The organism is Micromonospora sp. NPDC093243 (assembly GCF_044753725.1).
GTDB lineage: Bacteria > Actinomycetota > Actinomycetes > Mycobacteriales > Micromonosporaceae > Micromonospora.
Genome location: NZ_JBIVNT010000007.1, coordinates 221,354 through 243,623, shown reverse-complemented (window position 1 = coordinate 243,623; position 22,270 = coordinate 221,354). Strand labels below are relative to the sequence as shown.

Genomic DNA, 22,270 nt, shown 5'->3' with positions numbered 1-22,270 from the left:
TTGTGGCGGGAGCGGTCAGGGGGTCAGGTCTTCGGGCCGGGATCGGCCAGTCCGGCGGCGAGCGCGTCGAACGCCTCGTCGACCAGGTCGGCGAGGGACCGGGTGCCGCCGGCGGCGGCCCAGCGCAGCATGGCGGTGCGGAACGCGGCGCCGGTGACGGTCGTGAGCAGGGTCGGGAAGCCGTGCTCCGGGGATACGCCCACCCGGCCGGCCACCACCTCGATCATCGCCCGCTCCGCCTCGGCGCCCACCGTGACCAGGCGCGGCAGCAGAGCCGGGTGCTGCGCGACGACCGCCATCCGCAGCAGCCACAGCTCACGGTCGGCCTGCATCTCGTCGATGACCTCGGTCATGGCGGTCCGGATGGCGGCGAGGGCGGGCACCCCCGGCGGCACCTCGGCGACGCGCGCCACGAACCGGGCGCTCTGCATGGCATGGTCGCCGATGAGCGCGTCTTCCTTGCTCGGGAAGTAGTTGAAGAAGGTCCGGGACGAGACGTCGGCGGCGGCGCTGATCTCCTCCACCGTCACCTGCTCCAGCCCGCGCTCGGCGACCAGCCGCAGCGCGGCGGTGGCCAGCGCGGCCCGGGTCTGCCGCTTCTTGCGGTCCCGCAGACCAGCCGCGGCGGGGGAGGGGTCGAAGTTCACCGGGTAACCCTAGGAACGATCTTTCAGTCCGTGCAAACTTTCGCGTCGCGAAGTGAGCAGACTAACCGCCGGGCGGCTCCTGCTCGGTCCGCGCGGTGTCCGGCGCCCGGGCTTCCTCGTCGGTCAGCGCGTCGTCGTCGTGCTCGGTGAAACGCTCCGGTTCGCGGCGCTCGGTCCGTCCCGGGCGGTCCCGGGCGGGTGCGTGCTGCTCCTCGGGACCGGATGACACTGGGGGTGGCCTCCCCGCGTTCGGCGGTGCCCGGCGGCCTGCCGGCGTGTTCCGGATACCCGTCGCCGCAAGTCCGACACACGGGCCCGGCCGGCGGTCACGGTGGCCCGACGACATCCCCGCAGGGCGGGTTGTGTGGCCCGCACGCATATGGACTGTGATGTATGTCTCGGTACCGTCGGCGCACGCCGGCGTCGCCGGTGCCGGGCGACAGGAGTGGATCATGAGAGTGTGGTGGAAGGCGCTGGCCGCCGCCGTCGGCCTGCTGCTGGCCGTGCCTCCCGCGAGCGCCGCGCACGCGGCCGGCACGCCGTACACCGTGCCGCCCGTCGCCGGCTCGCTGAACACGTACAACGTCTCCGCGGTGTACGTCGCCGGGGTCTCCTCGGGCGGGTACCTGGCCACCCAGCTCCAGGTGGCCTACTCCGGGCGGATCCGCGGCTCGGCGATCTTCGCCGCCGGCCCGTACTACTGCGCGCAGAACACCGTCAGCCAGGCGCTCTACGCGTGCGGCGACAACATCTACCCGACATACCTGGCCAATCTCGAGACCTACACCCGCACCTGGGCGTCGTACGGCTGGATCGACCCGGTGGCCAACCTCGCGTCCCGTCCCGCTTACGTCTTCCACGGCAACTCCGACAACACGGTGAAGAAGTCGGTCACCGACGACCTGGTCCGCTACCACCAGCGCTTCGGCGCCAGCGTGCAGTACGACAGCGGCTCCGCCGCCGGCCACGCCTGGGTGACCCCGTACGGCACCGGCGGCTGCACGGTGACCGCCTCGCCCTTCCTCAACGACTGCGGCACCGACCCGCAGGGGGCCTTCCTGCGCAAGCTGTTCGGCTCGGTGCAGGCGCCGAACACCGGACCGCTGCGCGGCACGCTCACCCGCTTCGCCCAGAACACCTTCGCGGTCAACGGCTGGGCCAACGGCATCAGCATGGACACCGCCGGCTTCGCGTACGTCCCGGCATCGTGCGCCGCCGGCCAGTCCTGCCGGCTGCTGGTCGCGCTGCACGGCTGCCTCCAGGGGTACGGCAAGGTCGGCACCGCCTTCGTCGACCGGGCCAACCTCAACCAGTACGCCGACACCAACAACACGATCGTGCTCTATCCGCAGGCCACCACCTCGGTCGCGAACCCGAACGGGTGCTGGGACTGGTGGGGCTACCTCGGCGCGACCAACTACCCGATCAAGGGTGGCGCGCAGGTCGAGACGATCATGAACATGGTCCGCCGGCTCGACGGCTGAGCGCCACCGCGGTGCGGGTTTCGGCCGGGGCGGAACGGGGATGCAGCCGCCCCCGGTGAACCCGGCCGCGCATCGGCCGGTCGGTGACGCGCGGCCACCCCACCGGGACGTCCGGGGAGGTGATCATGGTCGACAACGATCCCCGCCCGGAGGGCGGCTTCGGCCGCCAGTTGGACGAGCACGAGGTCAGCCCGAGTGGACGGGAGCCGGAAGAGCCGGCGACCCCCTTCGGCGGTCTGATCGACAGTGCCGTCTACACCGGAGGGCGCCGGCGCGCGTCACCGTCCAACCTCGCCGACACCTACCGCTGTCTGCAGGAACTGACCGACTCGATGGCCTGGATCGGGTTGTACCGGCCGGACAGCGATCAGATCATCTCGCTCGCACGCGAGTTCCGGCTGCACGACCTGGCCGTGGAGGACGCGATCAACGCGCACCAGCGGCCGAAGCTGGAACGCTACGGGGACACGCTCTTCGTGGTGCTGCGCGCGGCCCGCTACCTCGACCAGCGCGAGGAGGTCGAGTTCAGCGAGCTGCACCTCTTCATCGGCCCCGGGTTCGTCATCACCGTCCGGCACGGCGAGGCGCCGCAGCTGTCCGCCGTGCGGCGGCGGCTTGAGGACGAGCCGGGAATGTTGGCCCGGGGTCCCCAGGCGGTGCTCTACGCGATCCTCGACCAGGTGGTCGACGGGTACGCCCCGGTGGTGGCCGGTCTGGAGAACGACATCGACGAGATCGAGACGGAGGTCTTCGGTGGCGACCCGAACGCCAGTCGGCGGATCTACGGGCTCAGCCGCGAGGTGATCCAGTTCCAGCGGGCGGCGCGCCCGCTGCTCGGGGTGCTCGGCGCGCTCGCCGCCGGCTCCGGCAAGTACGGCAGCGACGAGGAGCTGCAGCGTTACCTGCGGGACGTGACCGATCACCTCACCCAGGTGGTGGAGCGGGTGGACAGCTTCCGGCACCTGCTGCAGAACATCCTCGCCGTGAACGCCACCCTCGTCTCGCAGCAGCAGAACGAGGAGATGCGCAGCCTCACCGCGGCGAGCTACGCCCAGAACGAGGAGCTGAAGAAGGTCTCCTCGTGGGCGGCGATCCTGTTCGCCCCGACCCTGATCGGCACCGTCTACGGCATGAACTTCGTGCACATGCCGGAGCTGCGGTGGCGATTCGGCTATGTCTTCGCGGTCGGGTTGATGGCGCTCGTCTGCGGCACCCTCTATCTGATCTTCAAGCGCCGCGGCTGGCTCTGACCCGCCGCTGCCAGCCGGTAGGTCCAGGATCCGAACGGGTTCGGGCTACTCGAAGCCGCGCAGGATGTGCCGCTCGTACTCGGTGTCGTCCTCGTCGGTGCCGATCCGGCCGAGCATGGCGGCAGCGCCCCAGATCGCCAGGGGGGTGGCCGGCCCGGTGGTGCCGCCGCCCTGAGGGTCGTCGGTGCTCCGGCTCCGTTCGATCGGTGGCGCGCTGCGCTGAGCCTGCATGGCACTGCCTCTCTCGTCGCAGCCGTGCCCGTTGGGCGGGGCGGCCCCGCGACAATGCGGATCGCACGCCGGCCAGCCCGCGGTCGGTGTGACACGGCTCACTGCAACCATCGCATGCCAGGGTGCGTGGGCACACGCGGTTTCCCATTACCCGACTCTTCTCCAGCTCACGCCGTGTTCAGGGCAGCGGGCAGGAGATGCCCCGGGCGTGGTCGGTGAGCGCCGCGCCGACCACGGTCGCCTCCACCGGCAACACCTCCAGGCAGCGCCGCACCGCGGCGGCCATCAACGTGTTCGGTACCCGCATCGACAGCGTGCAGTGCGGTACCCACCGCCCCGGCTGGTAGTGCTCGACCAGGGTGATGCCGGCCGCGGCGAGCCGGGCGTGCACCTCCCGGTGGTGGGCGAGCAGCTCGGCGGTGGGCGTCGCCCCGAGCCAGAGCACCCGGCCGACGAACTGCCCGGCGTGCTGGAACGACAGCCGCAACGGCGCGGCGACCACCGTGTCGCGCAGCGCCGCGCTGACCCGCTCGGGGTCGAAGCTTGGCGCCACCGCGAGCGAGACGTGCGGGCGGTGCCGCTGTTCCAGCAGGGAGCGCATGCTCTGCACACCCTCGGATTCCAACGCGTCCCACAGCACCCGGATCCGCCGGGTGGCGTCGGTGTCCAGGTAGAGCTCCAGCGCCGCAACCACATGATCACGGTAGCGGTCAGGTTTGACCGTTGCCGGTGGCGGTACCTCTGCCGGCGAGGGCGATTACAGGAGGCGTGACCCGAGTGGACGTGAGTGATCTGCTGACCGAGACATACGACCGGCTGCCCGATCTGGTCCGCGCGGCGGTCGACGGGCTCAGCCCGGAGCAGCTTCGGCAGGCTCCCGGGCCGGGCGCCAACCCGGTGGGCTGGCTGGTCTGGCACCTGACCCGGGTCCAGGACGACCACGTCGCCGACCTGATCGGGACGGAGCAGGTCTGGGCCACCGGCGACTGGGCCGCGCGCTTCGGTCTCACCAGCGATCCGGCCGACACCGGCTACGGGCACACCGCCGAGCAGGTGGCCGCGGTCCGGCCGGAGAGCGCGCGGGCGCTGCTCGACTACTACGAGGCGGTGCACTCCCGGACCCGGAACTTCCTGGCCGGTCTGCGCCCGGCGGACCTGGACCGGGTGGTCGACGAGGCGTGGGATCCACCGGTGACCCTCGGCGTTCGGTTGGTCAGCGTGGCCGACGACGATCTTCAGCACGTCGGACAGGCCGCCTACGTCCGTGGCCTCGTCGAGGCCGGTTGACCGCTCCCGGGCACCGACGTCGGCCGGCTGGTCGTTCCCGCAGCACCGAGACGAGGAGGGGCGGGTGCCGCCCGCCCGCTTCGGCCCACCCGGTTCGGGTGAGGCCGCCTCACCCCCGCCGGTGCGACCCTGCGAGGACGAGGGGAGGGGAGCATGGCGAGCACGGCGCGGGACTATCTGCAAGGGCTGGCGCCCGGCCGGCGACCGGAGCTACCGGAGCGGACCGCCGGGTCGCTGCGGCTGGACGCGCACGACAACGGCCACACCGAGCACTGGTACCTCACCGTCGCGGACCAGCACGTCGAGGTGAGCCGGTCGGCCGAGGGCGCCGACCTGGTGGTCCGGGCCGACCGGAGGGTCTTCGACCAGATGGCGGCCGGGCAGACGCACGTCTCGAGCGCGCTGCTGCGCAACGACCTGACCGTGCAGGGCGACATCCGGCTGCTCATGCTGCTCCGGCGGATCTTCCCCGGTCCGCCGGACGCCCGGCACCCGCGCGAACTCGGCCGGCAGCGCACAGCCGGGGCCGAGCGCAGCGCCGGGGCCGAGCGCAGCGGTGGGCGGGACGAGCGATGGTGACGCAGCAGCCGGTGTGCGTGATCGCGGGGAACGCCTTCGCGGTCAGTGACACGCAGGGTGACATGGAGGTCGACCCGCGCCACCCGATCGGCGTCTTCTCGTTCGACACCCGGTTCCTCTCCCACTGGGTGCTCAGCGTCGACGGGGAGCGGCTCAACGCGCTCTCCCGCGACGACATGACCTACTTCGAGACCCGGTTCTTCCTGGTGCCCGGAAAGGCGAGCCACTACGTCGACGCGGACGTCTCGCTGATCCGGCACCGGTCCATCGACGACAGCTTCAACGAGCGGATCACGCTGCTCAACCACTCGGCCGAACCGGTCGAGCTCAGCGTCCGGCTGGACATCGGCAGTGACTTCGCCGACACCGCGGAGATCCGGCAGCCGCGCCAGCGCACCGTCGTCGTCACCGCGGATCAGGAGCGACGCCAGCTCCGGCTGCGCTACCAGCGGGAGCGCTTCACCCGGGAAGCCATCGTGACCAGCACCGCGCCGGTCGACGTGGACCAGGGCGGGATGACGTTCCGGATCCGGGTCGAACCGGAGGGCAGCTGGGTCACCGACCTGCACGTCGGGATGACGATTCATGGCGAGGGTGGGCGGGACCTACGGGCCAGCCTGGAGTCGCACCGGGACATGGTGCGCCGTGGCATGCGCGAGGACGTGCAGGAGTGGCTGGACCGGGCGCCGCAACTGATCACCGAGCGCAGGGAGTTGGCGACCTCGTACGAGCGCAGTCTCACCGACCTGGCGTCGCTGCGGTACGTGCCGCTGGTGAACCCCGGCTCGGTGCCGATCGGCGGCCTGCCCTGGGCGATGGCGCTGTACGGGCGCGACAGCCTGCTCACCTGCCTACAGAGCATCGCGTTCACCCCAGAGCTGACGCCGGCCACACTTCGCATGCTCGCCAATCTGCAGGGCGGCCGGCTCGACGACGAGCATGACGAGGAGCCGGGCAAGATCCTGTCGGAGCTGCGCTACGGCGAGTCGGCCGCGTTCGGTGACCGGCCGACCTCCCTCTACTACGGCGCGGCCGACACCACCCCGCTCTTCGTGGTGCTGCTCGACGAGTACGAGCGCTGGTCGGGCGACGCCGAGCTGGTGCGGGAGCTGCGGCACCCGGCCCGGATGGCGCTGGACTGGATCGACGACTACGGCGACATGACCGGCGACGGCTACCTGCGCTACCAGACCCGCAACGACCGGCACGGCACCGTCAACCAGTGCTGGAAGACCTCGCCGGACGCGATCAGGTACGCCGACGGGCGGACGCCCGGTCTGCCCCGGGCCACCTGCGAGCTGCAGGGGTACGCGTACGACGCGAAGCGGCGCGGAGCGCGGCTGGCCCGGGAGTTCTGGGGCGACCCGGCGTACGCCGACCGGCTGGAGCGGGAGGCGGCGGAGTTGAAGCGGCGGTTCAACCGCGACTTCTGGCTGCCGCACCGGGAGTACTACGCGCTCGCCCTGGAACCGGACGGGACACCGGTGGACGCGCTGTCGTCCAACATCGGGCACCTGTTGTGGAGCGGGATCGTCGACGACGAGAGCGCGCCGGCCCTCGCCGCGCACCTGGCCGGCCCGGAACTCTTCACCGGCTGGGGAGTGCGGACCCTGGCCGCCGGGCAGCACGCCTACAACCCGGTGGGCTCGCACCTGGGGGCGGTGTGGCCGTCGGACAACGCGCTGATCGTCGCCGGGCTGCGCCACTACCGGCAGGACGCCGAGGCCGCCAAGATCGCCGCGGGCATCTTCGACGTGGCGCACACGCTCGGCGGCTCGCTGCCGGAGCTGATCGCCGGCTACGAGCGGGAGTTCACCAAGTATCCGGTCCAGCTGCCGGCCGCCGGCCGCCCGCAGTCCTGGTCGGCGGGCGGGCTGCTGATGCTGCTCGGCGCGCTGCTCGGGCTGCGGCCGATCGGGGAGAACCTGCTGGTGAACCCGCACCTGCCGCCCGGTTTCGGGGGGATCGAGCTGCTGGACATCCCGGGCCGCTGGGGGCACTCCGACGCGTACGGGCGGGACCGTGCCGCCGCCCGGGAGAGTCGACCCCGGCTTCGCTGACCAGCGGCGGCAAACCGTCGGCTCAGCGGATCGGCCACAGCGGCGCGGCCACGTCGTACCCGGCGGAGATCTCCTCAGCGATCGCCGGATCGTCCGCCGCGAGCAGCGCCGCCTCCAGCACCCGGGCCGGCGCGCCGCTGGCGTGCCAGGCGCGTACCGCCCGCGCCCAGGGCCGCCGGTCGTCAGGCTGCCAGTACGCGAGATGCTCGGCCAGATGCCGGGCGGCGGGCTGGCCGCCGTCGCCCGCCCACGTCGACAGGTACGGCCGGAGGTCCACCCCGGTGGCGCCTATCGCGGCGAGCACCTCGGCCACCTCGACCGGCGCCGGAAAGTCGCGGAGCGTCCGTCGCCACCAGGCGTCCAGGTACGCCTCGATCGCCTGCTGCTCGTCCGTGGGCCAGCTCCGCCAGTGCTCCCCGACCGTGCTCAGCAGCTTGTCCGGCACCAGCGGGTCGTCGAGCCGGCCCGCGGCCAGCAGCTCCAGCAGCCGGGGCAGGAAGTAGCGCAGGTCGGCCAGGTCGCCCCAGGTCGTGCCCGCCTTGCCCGCGTAGCGGCACAGCTGCTCGGCGGTCAGCGCGCGCAGCGGCGCGCCGAGCAGCGCGGCCACCTCGTCCGGGCGGACGCAGTGCGGGCAGTGGGCCGTCCGGGTCGGCCGGGGATGTCGACCGAAGGCCGCGTACAGCTGTCCGACCGCCCGGTCGAGCCCGGTGCTCATCCGGGCAAGGTATCAGCCCGGCCCGCCCCGGTCAGCCGCCCGAACGACCGTCGGTGGCAGGGGTCTTCGGCCCGGCGCTCGGCGGCCGCCGTTCGCCGTTGCCCGGCTCGTCGGGACGCCCCGGCGGCTCGTTCGGCGGCTTGGTCGGTCGGGCGCTCGGGTGGGCCGGAACCGCCGGCCGGTCCGAGGGCTTGCCGTGGGAGGGTTCGTCGGCGAGCACCTGGTCGCAGTAGTCGGCCACCCGGCCCGGGCCGCCGGCTGCGTTGACCAGGCCGGTGAAGGCGGGACTCTCCAGCGCCCGGCCCCGGTCGTCACCGCTCTTTTCGCGGTAGGCCCGGCAGAGACCGACGACGGCCGCGGCGGGAGTCGGCCGGCCAGCAGTGCCCGGACCCGCTTCCGGCCCCGGGTTGGCGCCGGAGGAGCCCTGACCGGGTGAGGCGGATGGTGCGGGAACGGTGGTGGTGGGCTGCGGTGGCCCGCCCGGCAGCGTGCCGGTGGCGGCGAGCGCGACCCCGCCGGTAGCGGCGAGGGCGAGCGTGGCCAGGGCGGCCCGCAGTCCCATCCGGACCGTGCTGGCCCGCCTGCGTCGCGGCGGGTCGGCGGGCGCGGCGAAGGCGTGGTGGAACGCCTGCACGGCGGCGTGCTCGCCGTCGAGCTCACCAGGGCGCGGCGCGGCGCGTAGGGCCGTCAGGAGCAGCACGAGCGGGCGCAGGCCATCGTGGTCAACGACGGGACCGCCGAGCAGGCGCTCGACGGTCTCCGGGTCCATCCGGTGTGCATTCATCTCGTGTCCCTCAGCGCCGCGCGCCGGTGGGACGTCACATCGCACCCGGTGGCACCGGCTCCGGGGAGCGGAGCCGGCGGCGTTGGCCGGGTCTGGATGCGGGGATCAGCCCATCGTCTTGGCGCCGTCGATCGACTCGCGCAGGATGTCGGCGTGCCCGGCATGCTGGGCGGTCTCGGCGATGACGTGCAGCAGCACCCGTCGCACGGACCAGCTCGCCCCCGGCTCGAACCACGGGGCCACCGGCAGCGGGTGCGCGGTGTCGAGGTCGAGCGTGGCGACCAGTTCGTCCGTCCGAGCGGCCACCCGGGCGTATTCGTCGAGGAGGCCGGCGAGAGTCTCACCCTCCAGCACCTGGAACTGCCCGACCCAGTCCACCGGCTCGGACTGCATCGCCTCGGCGCCGCCGACCGCGAACCGCAGCCAGCTCTGCTCGGTGAGCGCCACGTGCTTGACCAGGCCGCCGAGGCAGAGCTCGCTGACCGTGGTGCGGGCGGCGGCCTGCTCGTCGGTGAGCCCGTCGACGGTCTGACGCAGAAAGCCGCGGTGGCGGCGGAGCGACTGCGTGAGATCGGCCCGTTCGCTGGTGCCGACCTGCTCGGAGATGGTCATGGACGCCGCCCTTCATGGAGTTGGACCACGCCGAGCCTAGGACCGGGCACCGACATTTCGGTGTCCCGCGCGGCGGGCAGGCCGGGGCCAGCGCCGGCGCACCGGTTGCCGATCCGGGCCGAAGGGGGTGAACTGAATGACATGGGTGTGATTCGGGTGGGCACGTCGTCCTGGGCCGACCAGTCGCTGCTGCGCTCGGGCTGGTACCCCCGCTCGGTGAACACACCTGCCGGCCGGTTGCGCTTCTACGCCGAGCGCTTCGGACTGGTCGAGGTGGACACCTCGTACTACGCGGTGCCGGCGCCGGAGACCACCCAGGGCTGGGTGGACGCCACCCCGGCGGAGTTCACCTTCGACGTCAAGGCGTTCAGCCTGTTCACCGGGCATCCGACGCCCGTCGCCGCGCTCCCGCGCGACCTGCGGCCCGCCGGCGGCCCGACCCGGATCCGCCGTCGTGACCTGCCCGCCCCGGCGTACGACGAGCTGTGGGCCCGGTTCCGCGCGGCGCTGGACCCGATCGCGGCGGCCGGCAAGCTCGGCGCCGTGCTGCTCCAGTTCCCGCCGTGGCTCGCCCGCGGCGCCGCCGCCGAGCGGCGCATCGCCGAGCTGGCCGAGCGGTGCCGTCCGTGGCGGGTCGGGGTGGAGCTACGGCACGGGTCCTGGTTCGACGGCCGGTCCGCCCTGGACACCCTGGAGTTCCTGCGCACGCACGAGCTGAGCCTGGTCTGCGTCGACATGCCGCAGGGGCATCCGTCGTCGGTCCCGCCGATCCTGGTCGCCACCGCGCAGCCGGCGGTGGTCCGGTTCCACGGGCACAGCGACGCCTGGGAGAGCGGCGACAAGCAGGAGCGGTTCCGCTACGCCTACGGCGACCGGGAGCTGCGTTCCTGGTCCGAGCTGCTGACGGAGCTGGCCGGCCAGGCCGACGAGCTTCACGTGCTGTTCAACAACTGCTGTGCCGGGCAGGCCCAGCGGGACGCGGAGCAGCTGGCGGCGCTGCTGGCCGGCGCCGGCCACGCTCGTCCCACCGCGGCCGGCGCCGCGAGCTGACGGCGGCGTCGCCCGGCCCCGCCCGCGACCGTCCGGGATCGACGGTCGGGTGTCCTGGGCCGGACCGCTCCCGGCTGCCCTCAGGTGGTGCGGCGGCCCCGGGCGCGGAAGGCGTCCTGGGCCCGCTCGTCGATGTCCGCGTCGTCCGGGAAGGACCGGGTGGGCGGCGTCGGGTCGGGCGGTGCCCCCGGCCCGGCCTCCGTCAGCCGGGTGGGCTCGACCGAGCCGAACCCGTGCCGACCCTGCGGCCCGGACGGCCCGGCGGGCGCTCCGGCCCGGCGTTCACCGCGTCGTCCCTCCGGCACCGCGGTTTCCTCGCTGCCCTCGTCCAGCGGCGAGTCCTCGTCCGAGCCCCAGGGCGGCTCCGTGTCGTAGACGTCCCGGGTGCCCCACGGGACCGTCACCTCCGGATCGCGCGGAGTCCCACTGCGTCCCTTGTCCGCCGTCATGTCCACCTCGCTGCTCGGTCCGCCGCTACCGGCGCTGATTGCCCGTCACCGCGCCGGTCATGCCCGCCGAGCCGCGAGGGCGGACGCCGGTCGCGTCGGGCGCGCCGGTTGCCGGCGGACGCTGGCCGGCACCCCACCTGAGGAGTCGGCGGGGTGCCGGTTGCGCCGGCCGTTCAGCGGCCGGACATCGCCATCGGCTTCTTGGCCGCCATGCCCAGGCCGGCGACCTTGGCCACCCCCTTCGGCGCGCTGATCAGCCCACCGGCCCTGCCCAGCATCCCGCGCCACATCTGGCCCGGCTTCTGCTGCTCGCTCATGTACGCGGTCACCACCACCAGCGCGCCGGTCATCGCCGGGACCGCCCACTGGAGCAGCTTCATCTGCCGCTGGTTGGCGGCGACCTTGCTCGGCGTCTGGTGGTTCGGCTCGGTGATGCCGTCCACCGGCGGTCCACCGGCCTTCTCCAGCCGCATGCCGAGCAGCCGGCTGTAGCCGGTGATCGCGAGCGCGCCGACGGTCAGCGCCGTCTTGATCGTGCTGGCCCGGGCCACGCCGGCCTGGCTGGCCACCCGAGGGCTCTCGGTGACCAGTTCGCCGACCGCCCCGGCCAGGTGCGCGCCGATGGCGGCCGCGTTGACCGGCGTCCACCGGGACCAGCCCATCGAGGCGACCGGGAGCCGCTGGGTCGCGTCACTGATTTTCGCCGCCGCGCCGTTGACGCCGAGCGCCCCCATCAGGGAGCCGCCGAACCAGGCCGCCAGACCCAGATCGTGCATCGAGCGCAGTGCGGTATGCCGTTCGGACATCTGATCCCCTTCCGCCGTGTCGGGCGGTGCGGCATACCCACCGCCCGCGCGGCTAACCCCGTCCCTCACCCGCCGAGACCTCCGGGCAGGGGACAGGCGGGACAGCCGGCACGTACGGGTCGTAGCGGCGGCGGCAGGAGTCGTCCGGGCCTGCGGGGGTAGAGCAGTCCGCAGCCACGAGGAGGGGGAACGGGATGAGCCAGCCCGAGGAGAGCCGGGAGAAGACCCCGGAGACCGACGCGGTGCTGATGCACCCGGGCAACGACCCGAAGCGGAGCACCGCCGAGGTGCCGCCGCGACGGGACCACGGGGAGATCCGGGTGGAGCGGGACGGGGAGTTGGTACCGCTCGATCCGGAGGAGTGAGGTCTAGCGCCGCCGCGGCAGGCCGGCGGCGAAGGCGGCCACCCGCCCGGCCAGCGGCGTCGCGGCGCGTACCCAGGTGAAGTGGTCCAGCGGGGCGCCGGCGTCCGCCGCGGTGTAGTGCTCGCGGAGCACCGGGGCCGCGGTCAGCTTGGCGCAGAGGTGGTCCATCGTGGCGTGCGGCGTGTACTGGTCGTCGTCCACGCTCACCGCGAGCACCGGGAGGCGCAGCCCGCGCACCGCGGCCTCGGCGTCCACCCCGTCGAGCCGGGGGAAGCGCCCGGTCCGCGCGGTGTGCGCCCAGTCCCGGATGACCCCGCGCGCCTGCCGGCCACCGAAGCCCCAACCCGGCCAGACTCCGAGCAGCGCCGCGGTGGCGGCGATGCCCTGGGTGTACGGCAGTACGCCGTACCCCCGCCGGCCCGGATAGCTGCGCCAGTGGGGGAGGCCGACGGCCACCAGCGCCAGCCCGTCCACCGCGTCCTGGCCGTGCAGCGCGAGGTGCAGCAGCGCCGCCTGGCCGCCGAGCGAGTGCCCGAGCAGCAGCCGGGTCCGCCCGTCCAGCCGGGGCTTGAGCGCCGCCAGCACGGCGCCGACGTCGCCGGCCAGTTCGGCGTAGCCGTAGCGGGACCGCCGGCTCGGCGCCGGCGTGCTGGCCCCGGTGCCACGCAGGTCGGCGACGACCACGGCCAGGCCGGCCGCGCGCAACGCGGCGGCCAGTGGCCGGTAGTAGCGGGCGCGCACTCCCATCGCCGGCCAGACCAGCACCACCGGCGCGTCCGGCTGGTCCGGCTCGGGATAGACCTGCACCCCGATCCGCTCGCCGTCGACGTCGACGAACTCCTGGGTGTACTCGGCGGCTTCGCTCACCGGCTCAGCGTACGACGGGAAGCTACCGACGGGTAGCTCCGCGTGGCGCTGCCTTAGTCGACCGCCCGGTCGCGCCGGCGTGCCTGGACGCCCCGGTGCCGGCCGACGCGTGACCGTACGACGAGGACCCCGCCGGCTCGGCGGGGCCCTCGTCGTACCCGGGTCAGGAGACGGTGATCGACCCGTTGCTGGCGCGGACGCAGGAGACCGCGCGGGCGGGCGTGGTGGCGGCGCCGGTCAGGCACTGGCCGAGGACCTGGTGCCCGGTGGCGTTCGGGTGCCAGGATTCCTGGCAGGTCTGGAAGTAGGTGGCGCAGGTGTTCGCGATCTTCTGGATGGCGATCTTGTCCTTGCCGCTGAGACTGGTCACGAAGGTGCCGTTCGGCGGGCTGTCCTGCAGGCGGATGGGCGTGGCCAGCGCCCCGCTCGGGCTGGTCGCGTTCTCGCAGAGCCGGGCGCCGTCGAAGGCCCGCTGCACGTTGAGGTAGACCAGGTCGTCGGCGGGGAACTCGGCCGCGAGGGTGTCCCGGGTGGACTTCACCAGGGTGCCCAGGCCCTGCGAGAAGCGGTGACCGGGAGCCAGGCTGGCCCGGTGGATCGGGCACCCGGCGGCGTAGCGCTCGGCGCCGAGCGCCCGGAACTTGTCCCGGGTGTCGTCCCGGCTGTCCTCCTCGTGGAAGCTCGAGTAGAGCTCCAGCGGCAGCGGGTTGGTGTAGTCCTGGAAGACGATCCGGTGCTGGCCGTCCGCGTCCACCTGGTCCAGGGTGGTCAGCAGCTGGCGTACCGCGGCGGTGGTCTCCGCGGTCGCGGCGCTGAACTGCGCCGCGGTGGCCAGGTCGGCGTCGCTGCACGGCTCCTGCGGTACCGGGCCGTTCAGGTACGCCCAGAACTCCCACCAGCCCGTCCAGGCGTCGGCGATGAACCGGTTGGCGCACTTCTCGGCCACGTTGCCGAAGGTGAACGAGCTGTTGTTCGAGCCGAGCCCGAGCAGGACCAGGTCGATGTCGTTGGTCTGCGCCACAGCGCGGAGCTGGTCGAGCTGGGCCGCCACCTGACGGCCGTTGGTCCGCGCCGACGACGCGGCGGCCATGTCGTGCGGCTGGCCGCCCGAGCAGGCCAGGTTGAACCGGTTCTGGATGCCGGGCAGCGTCGCACGGTGCAGCGAGGCGTTGGCCGAGCGGTGGCAGAAGTACGCGTTGCTGTTCGGCGCCGTCCAACCAGGGAAGCCCTGGGCGACGCCGTTGACGTCCACCACCGGGGCGTACGCCCCGGCGCCCTCGCCGCTGATGAAGCTGTCCCCGAGGGCGATCGCGGCGGTGGGCAGCGCGGCCGAGGCCGGGGCGGGCAGCGCCACGGCGGTCGACAGGGCGGCCGTGGCGACGGCGAGCGCCGCCAGCAACGTGGTACGGCGGAACCTGGACATACGTCTCCCATCCGTCCATCGAAATATGAAAGATTCTCCGGAGAGCGCGATCAGATCACCCGCTGCTGACGGACGTCAATGGTTCGTCACGGAATCTTTCGATGACTGACACATCCGCCCGGAGCGCTGGCGGCGGCTCCCCGCCGCATCGCGGGAGACAGCGTGGGGACGCTGTGGCGTCGGCATCGATTCCGGGCGCGACCCGGCACCGGGCCGCCGTAGTGCGCCCCGGGTTTCGGCGGACGGGGTCGGGTCAGGCGGCGCGGTGGAACCGGGCGCGCCAGCGGCGTACGCCCGAGCCGTCGGTGATCTCCTCGACCCGCAGCGGCGTGAGCCCCGATCCGGCGAAGGCGTCGACCTCCGCCCGGGTCAGCGGCCACGGCGGGGCCACCGGCGGCTCCTCGTCGTCGGCCCGGCCGGCGGCGACCACCAGCAGCGTGCGATCTCCCGCCGCCCGCCAAAACGCCGGTCAGCGTAGCGGCCGGCGGCCGGCGTGATCGTCCCCGCGGACGGCCCGTGACCGGGCGGTGGTCGCCTGTGCCGGAATCCGGGGAGCACGACCGGCGTTGCACCCCTGGGCGCCGCACTCCGCGCCGGTCAGCCACGTTCGCGGCCGGGCGTTCACGTCCGGACGCGGCGGGTCGCGCGGGGTGCCACGGGCTTGTCGGGGCATCGGGCTAGGCTCGCTGCGGCGCGCCGCGCCGGCGAGGCCCGCCGGTGAGCGGCACCACACCGCCGAGACCGGGGAGTACGACCAGTTGACCGCATCGCCTGAGACCCTCTACGGGGCCGACGACCTCACGCACCTCGAGGGGCTGGACGCCGTCCGCAAGCGCCCCGGGATGTACATCGGCTCCACCGACAGCCGTGGCGTGGGTCACCTAGTCAACGAGATCCTCGACAACTCCACCGACGAGGGTGTCGCCGGTCACGCCACCAAGGTCGAGGTGACGCTGCACGCCGACGGCTCGGTGCAGGTCGACGACGACGGCCGGGGCATCCCGACCGACGTGCACGCCAAGTCCGGCATCTCCGGCGTCGAGCTGGTGCTCACCCGGCTGCACGCCGGTGGCAAGTTCGGCGGCTCCGGCTACAAGACCTCCGGTGGGCTGCACGGCGTGGGCGCCTCGGCGGTCAACGCGCTCTCCCGCCGGTTCGACGTGACCGTCCGCCGCGCCGGCAAGACCCACTCGATGTCGTTCCGGCACGGCGTGCCCGGGATCTTCGACGGCGACGGCCCGGACGCCGCGTTCACCGCCGGCCCCGGCCTGCAGGTGGTCGGCGGCATGAAGCGCGGCCAGCGCACCGGCACGTCCATCCGCTACTGGTACGACCCCCGCTACTTCGAGACCGGCGCCGCGCTGGACACCGACGCGGTCCGCACGAAGCTGCGCAACACGGCCTTCCTGGTCCCCGGCGTGAGCTACCTGCTGCGCGACCACACCGGCGAGGCGCCGACCGAGGAGCGCTTCCACTACCCCAACGGCCTGACCGACATGGTGGAGTTCCTCGCCCCCGCGGGCGACCGCCCGGTCTCCGGCACCCTGCTGGTCACCGGCGAGGGCAGCTACCGGGAGAACGCCGCCGACGCCAACGGTGTCATGCAGTCCAACGTGCAGCGCCGGGCCGAGATCGAGGTGGCCTTCCGCTGGGGCACCGGCTACGAGCGCACCGTCGAGTGCTTCACCAACACCATCCGCAACGCGCACGGCGGCACCCACCGCAAGGGCTTCGAGCGGGCCCTGGCGCGGACCCTCGCCGAGGCCGTCCGCAACACCCGCGGCCTGCTCAAGGCCAAGGAGGAGCCCCCCACCCTGGACGACGTCCTGGAGGGGATGACCGCGGTGGTGCACGTGCGGATCCCGGAGCCGCAGTTCACCTCGCAGACCAAGGACGAGCTCTCCACCGCCGGCATCACGAAGGTGATCCAGGGCGTGGTCGAGCAGCACCTCAAGGCCTGGCTGGAGGACCGGAAGACCAAGGCCGAGGCCCGCACGGTGCTGCAGAAGATCGTCGACGCGGCCCGGGTGCGGCTGACCCAGAAGCAGCAGAAGGACGCCGCCCGGCGCAAGACCGCCCTGGAAGGGGCGTCGATGCCGGCCAAGCTGGTCGACTGCCGCGCGGCGGGCATCGAGCGCAGCGAGCTGTTCATCGTCGAGGGCGACAGCGCCCTGGGCACCGGGCGCCTCGCCCGTTCCTCGGAATACCAGGCGTTGCTGCCGATCCGGGGCAAGATCCTCAACGTCCAGAAGGCCAACCTGCAGCAGGTGCTCGACAACGCCGAGTGCGCGGCGATCGTGCAGGTGCTCGGGGCGGGCTCTGGCCGCACCTTCGACCTCTCGGCGCTGCGCTACGGCCGGGTCCTGATCATGGCGGACGCCGACGTCGACGGCGCGCACATCCGTACGTTGCTGATCACGCTCTTCGCCCGCTACATGCGACCGTTGATCGAGGCGGGCCGGCTCTTCGCGGCGATGCCGCCGCTGCACAAGATCACCACCAAGGGGCGTAACCCGCAGACGATCTACACCTACACCCAGGCCGAGATGGAGGCGACGGTCCGCAAGCTGGAGAAGGCCGGCAAGCAGATCGTCACCCCGATCCCGCGCTTCAAGGGTCTCGGTGAGATGGACGCCGACGAGTTGTGGGAGACCACGATGAACCCGGCGACCCGGGCGGTGCGCCGGATCACCCTCGACGACGTCGACGCCGCCGAGCGGATTCTCGACCTGCTGATGGGCGAGAAGGTCGAGCCCCGCCGCAACTGGCTGATCGACTCCGCCGACCGGGTCGACCGGGAGGCGATCGACGCATGAGCGAGGGCAGCGTGAACGGAAGCACCCGGTCCGGTCGAGGGGAAAGCTGAGTCATGGCACGCCGCAAGGAAACCAAGGTCGACCTCTCCGCGTTCGACCAGGCCGGCGCGCGGGTCTTCGACAACCCGCTGGTCACCGAGGTCTCCGACTCCTACCTGGAGTACGCCTTCTCGGTTATCCACTCCCGTGCCCTGCCGGACGCCCGCGACGGCCTGAAGCCGGTGCACCGGCGCATCCTCTGGTCGATGTACGAGCAGGGGCACCGCCCCGACCGGGGCCACGTGAAGTCCGCCCGGATCGTCGGCGACGTGATGGGCAAGTACCACCCCCACGGCGACACGGCCATCTACGACGCGATGGTCCGGCTGGCACAGGACTTCTCGCTCAACGCGCCACTGATCGACGGGCACGGCAACTTCGGCTCGCCCGACGACGGCCCGGCCGCGTCGCGTTACACCGAGGCGCGGATGTCCCGCGAGGCGATGCTGCTCGTCGGCGAGCTGGGCGAGGAGACCGTCGATCTCGAGCCGAACTACGACGGCTCGCTGACCCAGCCGACCGTGCTGCCGGCCGCCTTCCCCAACCTTCTGGTCAACGGCGCGTCCGGGATCGCGGTCGGGATGGCCACCAACATGATCCCGCACAACCTGGGTGAGGTCGTGACGGCGGCCCGCTGGCTGATCAACCACCCGGACGCCCCGCTGGACAAGCTCATGGAGTTCGTCCCCGGCCCCGACCTGCCCACCGGTGGGCTGCTGCTCGGCCTCGACGAGGTCCGGCGGGCCTACGAGACCGGGCGGGGCGTGGTCCGGATGCGCGGCAAGGTGGAGATCGGCCCGCTGGAGGGCAGCCGGGGCCGGCAGGCGATCACCGTGGTCGAGCTGCCCTACGGCGTCGGCGCCGAGAAGGTCATCGCGGCGATCACCAACGAGGTCACCAAGACCAAGCGGCTCACCGGCATCGCCGACGTCAAGGACCTCACCGACCGCGAGAGCGGCACCCGGCTGGTCATCGAGTGCAAGGTCGGGGTCAACCCGCAGGCGCTGCTCGCCGACCTCTACCGGCTCACCCCGCTGGAGCAGTCCTTCGGCGTCAACAACCTGGTGCTGGTCGACGGGCAGCCGCAGACCCTCGGGTTGAAGGCGCTGCTGGAGGTCTTCCTGGCGCACCGCTACGAGGTGGTGACCCGTCGCACCGCCTACCGCCGCCGTAAGCGCGAGGAGCGGTTGCACCTGGTCGACGGTCTGCTGATCGCCCTGCTCGACATCGACAAGGTGGTCAAGCTGATCCGGGCCAGCGAGGACGCCCAGGCCGCCAAGGACGGCCTGATGCAGCGGTTCAAGCTCTCCGAGATCCAGGCGACCTACATCCTGGACACTCCGCTGCGCCGGCTCACCAAGTACGACCGGCTGGAGCTCGAGTCCGAACAGGAGCGGCTGCGTCGGGAGATCGCCGAGCTGAGCACCATCCTCGACGACCCGAAGGTGCTCCGGAAGGTGGTCTCCGACGAGCTGGCCGCGGTGGCGAAGCAGCTCGGCGCGCCTCGCCGCACCACCCTGGTCGACGGTGACCTCAAGGAGGTGCTGGCCGCGTCCGTGCCGGCCGGCCCGCTGGAGGTCGCCGACGACCCGTGTCAGGTGATCCTCTCCGCGACGGGTCTGGTCGCCCGCACCGCGGCCGAGTCCGAGGAGTCCGCCGAGGGGCGGCGCCGGCACGGCCGGGTCAAGCACGACACCGTACGTGCCGTCGTGCACTCGACCGCCCGGGGTCGGGTGCTCCTGGTGACCAGCGCCGGCCGGGCTTTCAAGATCGACGTGCTGCCGCTGCCGGTGCTGCCGGAGCAGGCCGGCACGGTGTCGCTGCGCGGCGGGATGTCCGCCGCCGAGCTGGTGCCGCTGGAGCCGGGCGAGACCGTGGTGGGCCTGGCGCCGCTCGGCCCGGGCGCGGACGGCTCGCCGGGTCTGGCGCTCGGCACCCGGCAGGGTGTGGTGAAGGTCTGCTCGCCGGATTGGCCGGTCCGCTCCGACGAGTTCGAGGTGATCGGCCTCCGCGAGGGTGACGAGGTGGTCGGGGCGACCTGGCTGACCGACGGCGCCGAGCACCTCACCTTCATCACCTCCGAGGCGTCGCTGCTGCGCTTCCCGGCCACGCTGGTCCGCCCGCAGGGCATCCGGGGTGGCGGGATGGCCGGCATCAACCTGCCCGGCGCGGCCCAGGTGGTCTTCTTCGGCGCGATCCGCACCGACGATCCGAAGCACGGTGAGCCGATGGTGGTCACCTCCACCGGGGCGACGGTCAAGGTGACGCCGTTCGCGGCCTACCCGGCGAAGGGGCGGGCGACCGCCGGGGTGCGCGCCCAGCGCTTCCTCAAGGGCGAGACCGACGTGGTGGTCGGCTGGGTCGGTGCGCGCCCGGTCGGTGCGACCGCCAACGGCGAGCCGGTCGAGCTGCCGGCGGCGGACCCGCGCCGCGACGGCTCCGGCTTCGCCGTCATGCTCGGCCCCACCGTCATCGGCCACCAGGTCGAACGCGACTGATCCCCCCCCCGCCCCCCCGCACCGCCCCCCGCACCGCCACGGCGCCCCGGACCGACTGGTCCGGGGCGCCCGCTGTCTGGCGTCGATCATGAAGTTATTGCCGTGACACGCCGGCGCCGAGGTCAATAACTTCATGATCAACTAGCAGGGTGGGTCAGAGTTCGGGTTCGGGGCCTCGGCGGGAGGCGGGGGTGGTGTTCCGGAGGCGGGCGATCAGGCGCATGCCGTGGTAGATCACCAGGGCGGCGGCGGTACCGAGGGCGATTCCGTTGAAGGACAGGTCGCCCGCGGTGAGGGTGTAGTTCGCCGCGCCGACGATCACCGCCACGGCGGCCGTCATCAGGTTCACCGGGTCGTGGAAGTCCACCCGGCTCTCGATCCAGATCCTCGCGCCCAGGATGGCGATCAGCCCGTAGAGCGCGGTGGTGGCGCCGCCGAGGACGCCGGCCGGCACGGTGAGGATCAGCGCGCCGAACTTCGGGCTGAGCCCGAGCAGCACCGCCGTCAGGCCGGCGATCCAGTAGGCGGCGGTGGAGTAGACCCGGGTCGCCGCCATCACGCCGATGTTCTCCGCGTACGTGGTGGTGCCGGACCCGCCGCCGGAGCCGGCGAGCACGGTGGCGAGACCGTCGCCCAGGAACGCCCGGCCCATGTCCCGGTCGAGGTTGCGACCGGTCATCGCCGCGACCGCCTTGACGTGCCCCGCGTTCTCCGCGATCAGCACCAGGACCACCGGGACGACCAGCACCACGGCCCGCAGGCTGAAGCTCGGCGCGTGGAACTCGGGCAGCCCGACCCAGGCGGCCTCCCGCAGCCCGGTGACCGCCGCCGGGTCCAGCTCGCCCAAGGCGAGCGCGAGCAGCCAGCCGACCAGCACGCCGAGCAGGATCGACAGCCGGGCCAGGAAGCCGCGGAAGAGCACGGTGGCGAGCAGGATCGCGGCGAGGGTGACCACCGCGATCAGCGGCTGCGCCTTCACCCCCGTGCCACTGCCGCCGCCGTCCCACGCGACCGGGGCCAGGTTGAGCCCGATCAGCGCGACGATGGCGCCGGTCACCACCGGCGGCATCAGCGCGTCGATCCAGCGCGACCCGGCAAACTGCACCACCAGCCCGACCACGGCCAGGGCCGCGCCGGCGACGAGGATCGCGCCGAGCGCCGGGCCGATGTCCCCACCGGCCTTCGCGGCGAGCACCGGCGCGATGAAGGCGAACGACGAGCCGAGGTACGACGGCAGCCGGTTGCCGGTGACGAGCAGGAACAGCAGGGTGCCCAGCCCGGAGAAGAAGAGGGTGGTGGCCGGCGGGAAGCCGGTGATGAGCGGCACCGTGAAGGTGGCGCCGAACATCGCCACCACGTGCTGCACGCCGATGCCGAGCGTGCGTGGCCAGGAGAGCCGCTCGTCGGGGTGGACCACGTCGCCGGGGTTCACCGCGCGACCGTTGCCGTGCAGCGACCACGGGGACCAGCGGGATCGGGACTCGGTCGGGGGCAGGGTCACGGGTACGCCCTTCGCGTCGGGGGAGAGGGACGGGGCGGGAGACCCTGGGCGTTGTTTCTAGCACGACCCCGCACCGCCACCCGCCCGCGGTCGCCGGGCGATCGAGAGGACCCGGCCGCCGGCCCATTCCGAGACGCCATCGCGGAGAGACGGGCGTCTACAATCAACCAGCCTGTTCTCGTCGATGGCCCGGGTGCGCCGCGAAGCACCTCACAGATGACCGATCTCTCCTGCGGTGGAGCCGCCTACGCGGCGTGAGCGCCGCCATCCGGGTCCGGCCTCGGCGCGAGCTTCGCTCGGCCCGCCGACCCCGCCCACATCGCTGCTGGCACCATCTCGTCGCCGCTCCGCTCTGGCCGATGCACGGCGCCAATCTGGGCACCCTGCTGCGCACCTGCGACGCCGTCGGCGCCTGCCTCGCCGTACCGCCGTTCCGCTGGGTCGACGAGGCCGTGGCCCGTGGAAACACGCTGCGCCGACCCGGCTGCGTGCACCGGGTCGGAAGCCCGCTGCGCTGGCTGGCCGCCGAGCGGGCCGCCGGCAGCCGGATCCTCGGCGTCGAACTCGCCGACGAGGCGGTCCGCCTCGGCGACCTGCCGGCGGCCCGGGGTCGCACCGTGGTCGTGCTCGGGCACGAGGCGACCGGCATCCCGCCCGAGGCGCTGGACTGCCTGGACGCCGCCGTGGAGATCCCGATGGTGGGGCACGGGCACAGTCTCAACGTCGCAGTGGCCGGCTCGCTGGTCCTCTACAAGCTCGCCGGCCTGCTCTGACCGCGGCCCGCCCGGCCGCCGCCCGCGCAGCGAA

General features: G+C 72.9%; 23 protein-coding genes. 10 read left to right on the top strand and 13 right to left on the bottom strand.

All coding sequences use genetic code 11. The annotated features are described in order from the left end of the window. Positions 1-23: 23 nt before the first annotated feature. Together ACIP9D_RS24455 and ACIP9D_RS24450 are read right to left on the bottom strand one after the other, a co-directional pair. Positions 24-647 carry a TetR family transcriptional regulator gene (locus tag ACIP9D_RS24455; RefSeq protein WP_350873178.1) on the bottom strand — a complete coding sequence of 208 codons (624 nt, stop codon included), beginning with the start codon at positions 645-647 and terminating at the stop codon, positions 24-26. A gap of 61 nt (positions 648-708) precedes the next feature. Continuing rightward, complete coding sequence (locus ACIP9D_RS24450) at positions 709-876, bottom strand: hypothetical protein (RefSeq protein WP_350873177.1); 168 nt, start codon at positions 874-876, stop codon at positions 709-711. Positions 877-1,099: 223 nt separating this feature from the next. Here ACIP9D_RS24450 and ACIP9D_RS24445 point away from each other — a divergent pair, with 223 nt between their 5' ends. After that, positions 1,100-2,131 carry a PHB depolymerase family esterase gene (locus tag ACIP9D_RS24445; protein WP_350873176.1) on the top strand — a complete coding sequence of 344 codons (1,032 nt, stop codon included), beginning with the start codon at positions 1,100-1,102 and terminating at the stop codon, positions 2,129-2,131. Positions 2,132-2,256: 125 nt separating this feature from the next. Next, positions 2,257-3,381: a magnesium/cobalt transporter CorA gene (gene corA, locus ACIP9D_RS24440; RefSeq protein WP_350873175.1), complete on the top strand. Its 1,125-nt coding sequence runs from the start codon at positions 2,257-2,259 to the stop codon at positions 3,379-3,381. Positions 3,382-3,426: 45 nt separating this feature from the next. Here the strand turns inward: corA and ACIP9D_RS24435 are convergent, their stop codons facing one another. Both ACIP9D_RS24435 and ACIP9D_RS24430 read right to left on the bottom strand, forming a co-directional pair. After that, positions 3,427-3,612, bottom strand: coding sequence for a hypothetical protein (locus ACIP9D_RS24435; protein WP_350873174.1), 186 nt, complete (start codon positions 3,610-3,612; stop codon positions 3,427-3,429). 178 nt (positions 3,613-3,790) lie between these two features. Beyond that, positions 3,791-4,306 (bottom strand): 2'-5' RNA ligase family protein, encoded by a 516-nt coding sequence (locus ACIP9D_RS24430; RefSeq protein WP_350873173.1) that lies wholly within the window; start codon positions 4,304-4,306, stop codon positions 3,791-3,793. Between the two features lie 83 nt (positions 4,307-4,389). On the opposite strand from ACIP9D_RS24430, the gene ACIP9D_RS24425 reads away from it, so the two are divergent. The 3 genes from ACIP9D_RS24425 to ACIP9D_RS24415 all read left to right on the top strand — a co-directional run bounded on the left by ACIP9D_RS24425 (position 4,390) and on the right by ACIP9D_RS24415 (position 7,538). Further along, on the top strand, positions 4,390-4,899 hold the full coding sequence (locus ACIP9D_RS24425; protein WP_350873386.1) for a DinB family protein: 510 nt from the start codon (positions 4,390-4,392) through the stop codon (positions 4,897-4,899). A gap of 153 nt (positions 4,900-5,052) precedes the next feature. Then, positions 5,053-5,478, top strand: a complete 426-nt coding sequence (locus ACIP9D_RS24420) for an SCP2 sterol-binding domain-containing protein (RefSeq protein ID WP_350873172.1) — start codon at positions 5,053-5,055, stop codon at positions 5,476-5,478. Further along, on the top strand, positions 5,475-7,538 hold the full coding sequence (locus ACIP9D_RS24415; RefSeq protein ID WP_350873385.1) for a glycogen debranching N-terminal domain-containing protein: 2,064 nt from the start codon (positions 5,475-5,477) through the stop codon (positions 7,536-7,538). The genes ACIP9D_RS24420 and ACIP9D_RS24415 overlap by 4 nt, the downstream gene beginning before the upstream one ends. A gap of 22 nt (positions 7,539-7,560) precedes the next feature. On the opposite strand, the gene ACIP9D_RS24410 is transcribed toward ACIP9D_RS24415, so the two are convergent. The 3 genes from ACIP9D_RS24410 to ACIP9D_RS24400 form a co-directional block, all read right to left on the bottom strand. Beyond that, entirely contained in the window at positions 7,561-8,253 is a 693-nt protein-coding gene (locus tag ACIP9D_RS24410; RefSeq protein ID WP_350873171.1) for a hypothetical protein, read from the bottom strand. A 31-nt stretch (positions 8,254-8,284) separates the two neighbouring features. Beyond that, positions 8,285-9,037 (bottom strand): hypothetical protein, encoded by a 753-nt coding sequence (locus ACIP9D_RS24405; protein ID WP_350873170.1) that lies wholly within the window; start codon positions 9,035-9,037, stop codon positions 8,285-8,287. Between the two features lie 105 nt (positions 9,038-9,142). Then, on the bottom strand, positions 9,143-9,649 hold the full coding sequence (locus ACIP9D_RS24400) for a DinB family protein (protein ID WP_350873169.1): 507 nt from the start codon (positions 9,647-9,649) through the stop codon (positions 9,143-9,145). Positions 9,650-9,790: 141 nt separating this feature from the next. Between ACIP9D_RS24400 and ACIP9D_RS24395 the strand changes: the two genes are divergently transcribed. Continuing rightward, entirely contained in the window at positions 9,791-10,699 is a 909-nt protein-coding gene (locus tag ACIP9D_RS24395; protein ID WP_350873168.1) for a DUF72 domain-containing protein, read from the top strand. A gap of 80 nt (positions 10,700-10,779) precedes the next feature. Here ACIP9D_RS24395 and ACIP9D_RS24390 read toward each other — a convergent pair whose 3' ends face one another. Together ACIP9D_RS24390 and ACIP9D_RS24385 are read right to left on the bottom strand one after the other, a co-directional pair. Further along, positions 10,780-11,148 (bottom strand): hypothetical protein, encoded by a 369-nt coding sequence (locus ACIP9D_RS24390; protein WP_350873167.1) that lies wholly within the window; start codon positions 11,146-11,148, stop codon positions 10,780-10,782. A 173-nt stretch (positions 11,149-11,321) separates the two neighbouring features. Next, on the bottom strand, positions 11,322-11,954 hold the full coding sequence (locus ACIP9D_RS24385; protein ID WP_350873166.1) for a hypothetical protein: 633 nt from the start codon (positions 11,952-11,954) through the stop codon (positions 11,322-11,324). Between the two features lie 194 nt (positions 11,955-12,148). On the opposite strand from ACIP9D_RS24385, the gene ACIP9D_RS24380 reads away from it, so the two are divergent. Beyond that, positions 12,149-12,319 (top strand): hypothetical protein, encoded by a 171-nt coding sequence (locus tag ACIP9D_RS24380; RefSeq protein WP_350873165.1) that lies wholly within the window; start codon positions 12,149-12,151, stop codon positions 12,317-12,319. Between the two features lie 3 nt (positions 12,320-12,322). Here the strand turns inward: ACIP9D_RS24380 and ACIP9D_RS24375 are convergent, their stop codons facing one another. From ACIP9D_RS24375 to ACIP9D_RS24365, 3 genes are all read right to left on the bottom strand, one after another. Beyond that, entirely contained in the window at positions 12,323-13,186 is an 864-nt protein-coding gene (locus ACIP9D_RS24375) for an alpha/beta fold hydrolase (protein WP_350873164.1), read from the bottom strand. Between the two features lie 163 nt (positions 13,187-13,349). Continuing rightward, positions 13,350-14,609 (bottom strand): hypothetical protein, encoded by a 1,260-nt coding sequence (locus ACIP9D_RS24370; RefSeq protein WP_350873163.1) that lies wholly within the window; start codon positions 14,607-14,609, stop codon positions 13,350-13,352. 253 nt (positions 14,610-14,862) lie between these two features. Then, complete coding sequence (locus ACIP9D_RS24365) at positions 14,863-15,039, bottom strand: hypothetical protein (RefSeq protein ID WP_350873162.1); 177 nt, start codon at positions 15,037-15,039, stop codon at positions 14,863-14,865. Positions 15,040-15,367: 328 nt separating this feature from the next. On the opposite strand from ACIP9D_RS24365, the gene ACIP9D_RS24360 reads away from it, so the two are divergent. Continuing rightward, complete coding sequence (locus ACIP9D_RS24360; RefSeq protein WP_350873161.1) at positions 15,368-17,425, top strand: DNA topoisomerase IV subunit B; 2,058 nt, start codon at positions 15,368-15,370, stop codon at positions 17,423-17,425. A 53-nt stretch (positions 17,426-17,478) separates the two neighbouring features. Next, a complete protein-coding gene (locus ACIP9D_RS24355; RefSeq protein ID WP_350873160.1) occupies positions 17,479-19,962 on the top strand; it encodes a DNA topoisomerase IV subunit A in 2,484 nt (827 codons plus the stop codon). 154 nt (positions 19,963-20,116) lie between these two features. Here the strand turns inward: ACIP9D_RS24355 and ACIP9D_RS24350 are convergent, their stop codons facing one another. Further along, the gene (locus ACIP9D_RS24350) at positions 20,117-21,463 is read right to left on the bottom strand and encodes a solute carrier family 23 protein (RefSeq protein WP_350873159.1); all 1,347 of its coding nucleotides are present in this window, start codon (positions 21,461-21,463) and stop codon (positions 20,117-20,119) included. Positions 21,464-21,822: 359 nt separating this feature from the next. Between ACIP9D_RS24350 and ACIP9D_RS24345 the strand changes: the two genes are divergently transcribed. After that, positions 21,823-22,236, top strand: coding sequence for a TrmH family RNA methyltransferase (locus ACIP9D_RS24345; protein WP_350873158.1), 414 nt, complete (start codon positions 21,823-21,825; stop codon positions 22,234-22,236). The last annotated feature ends 34 nt before the right edge of the window (positions 22,237-22,270 follow it).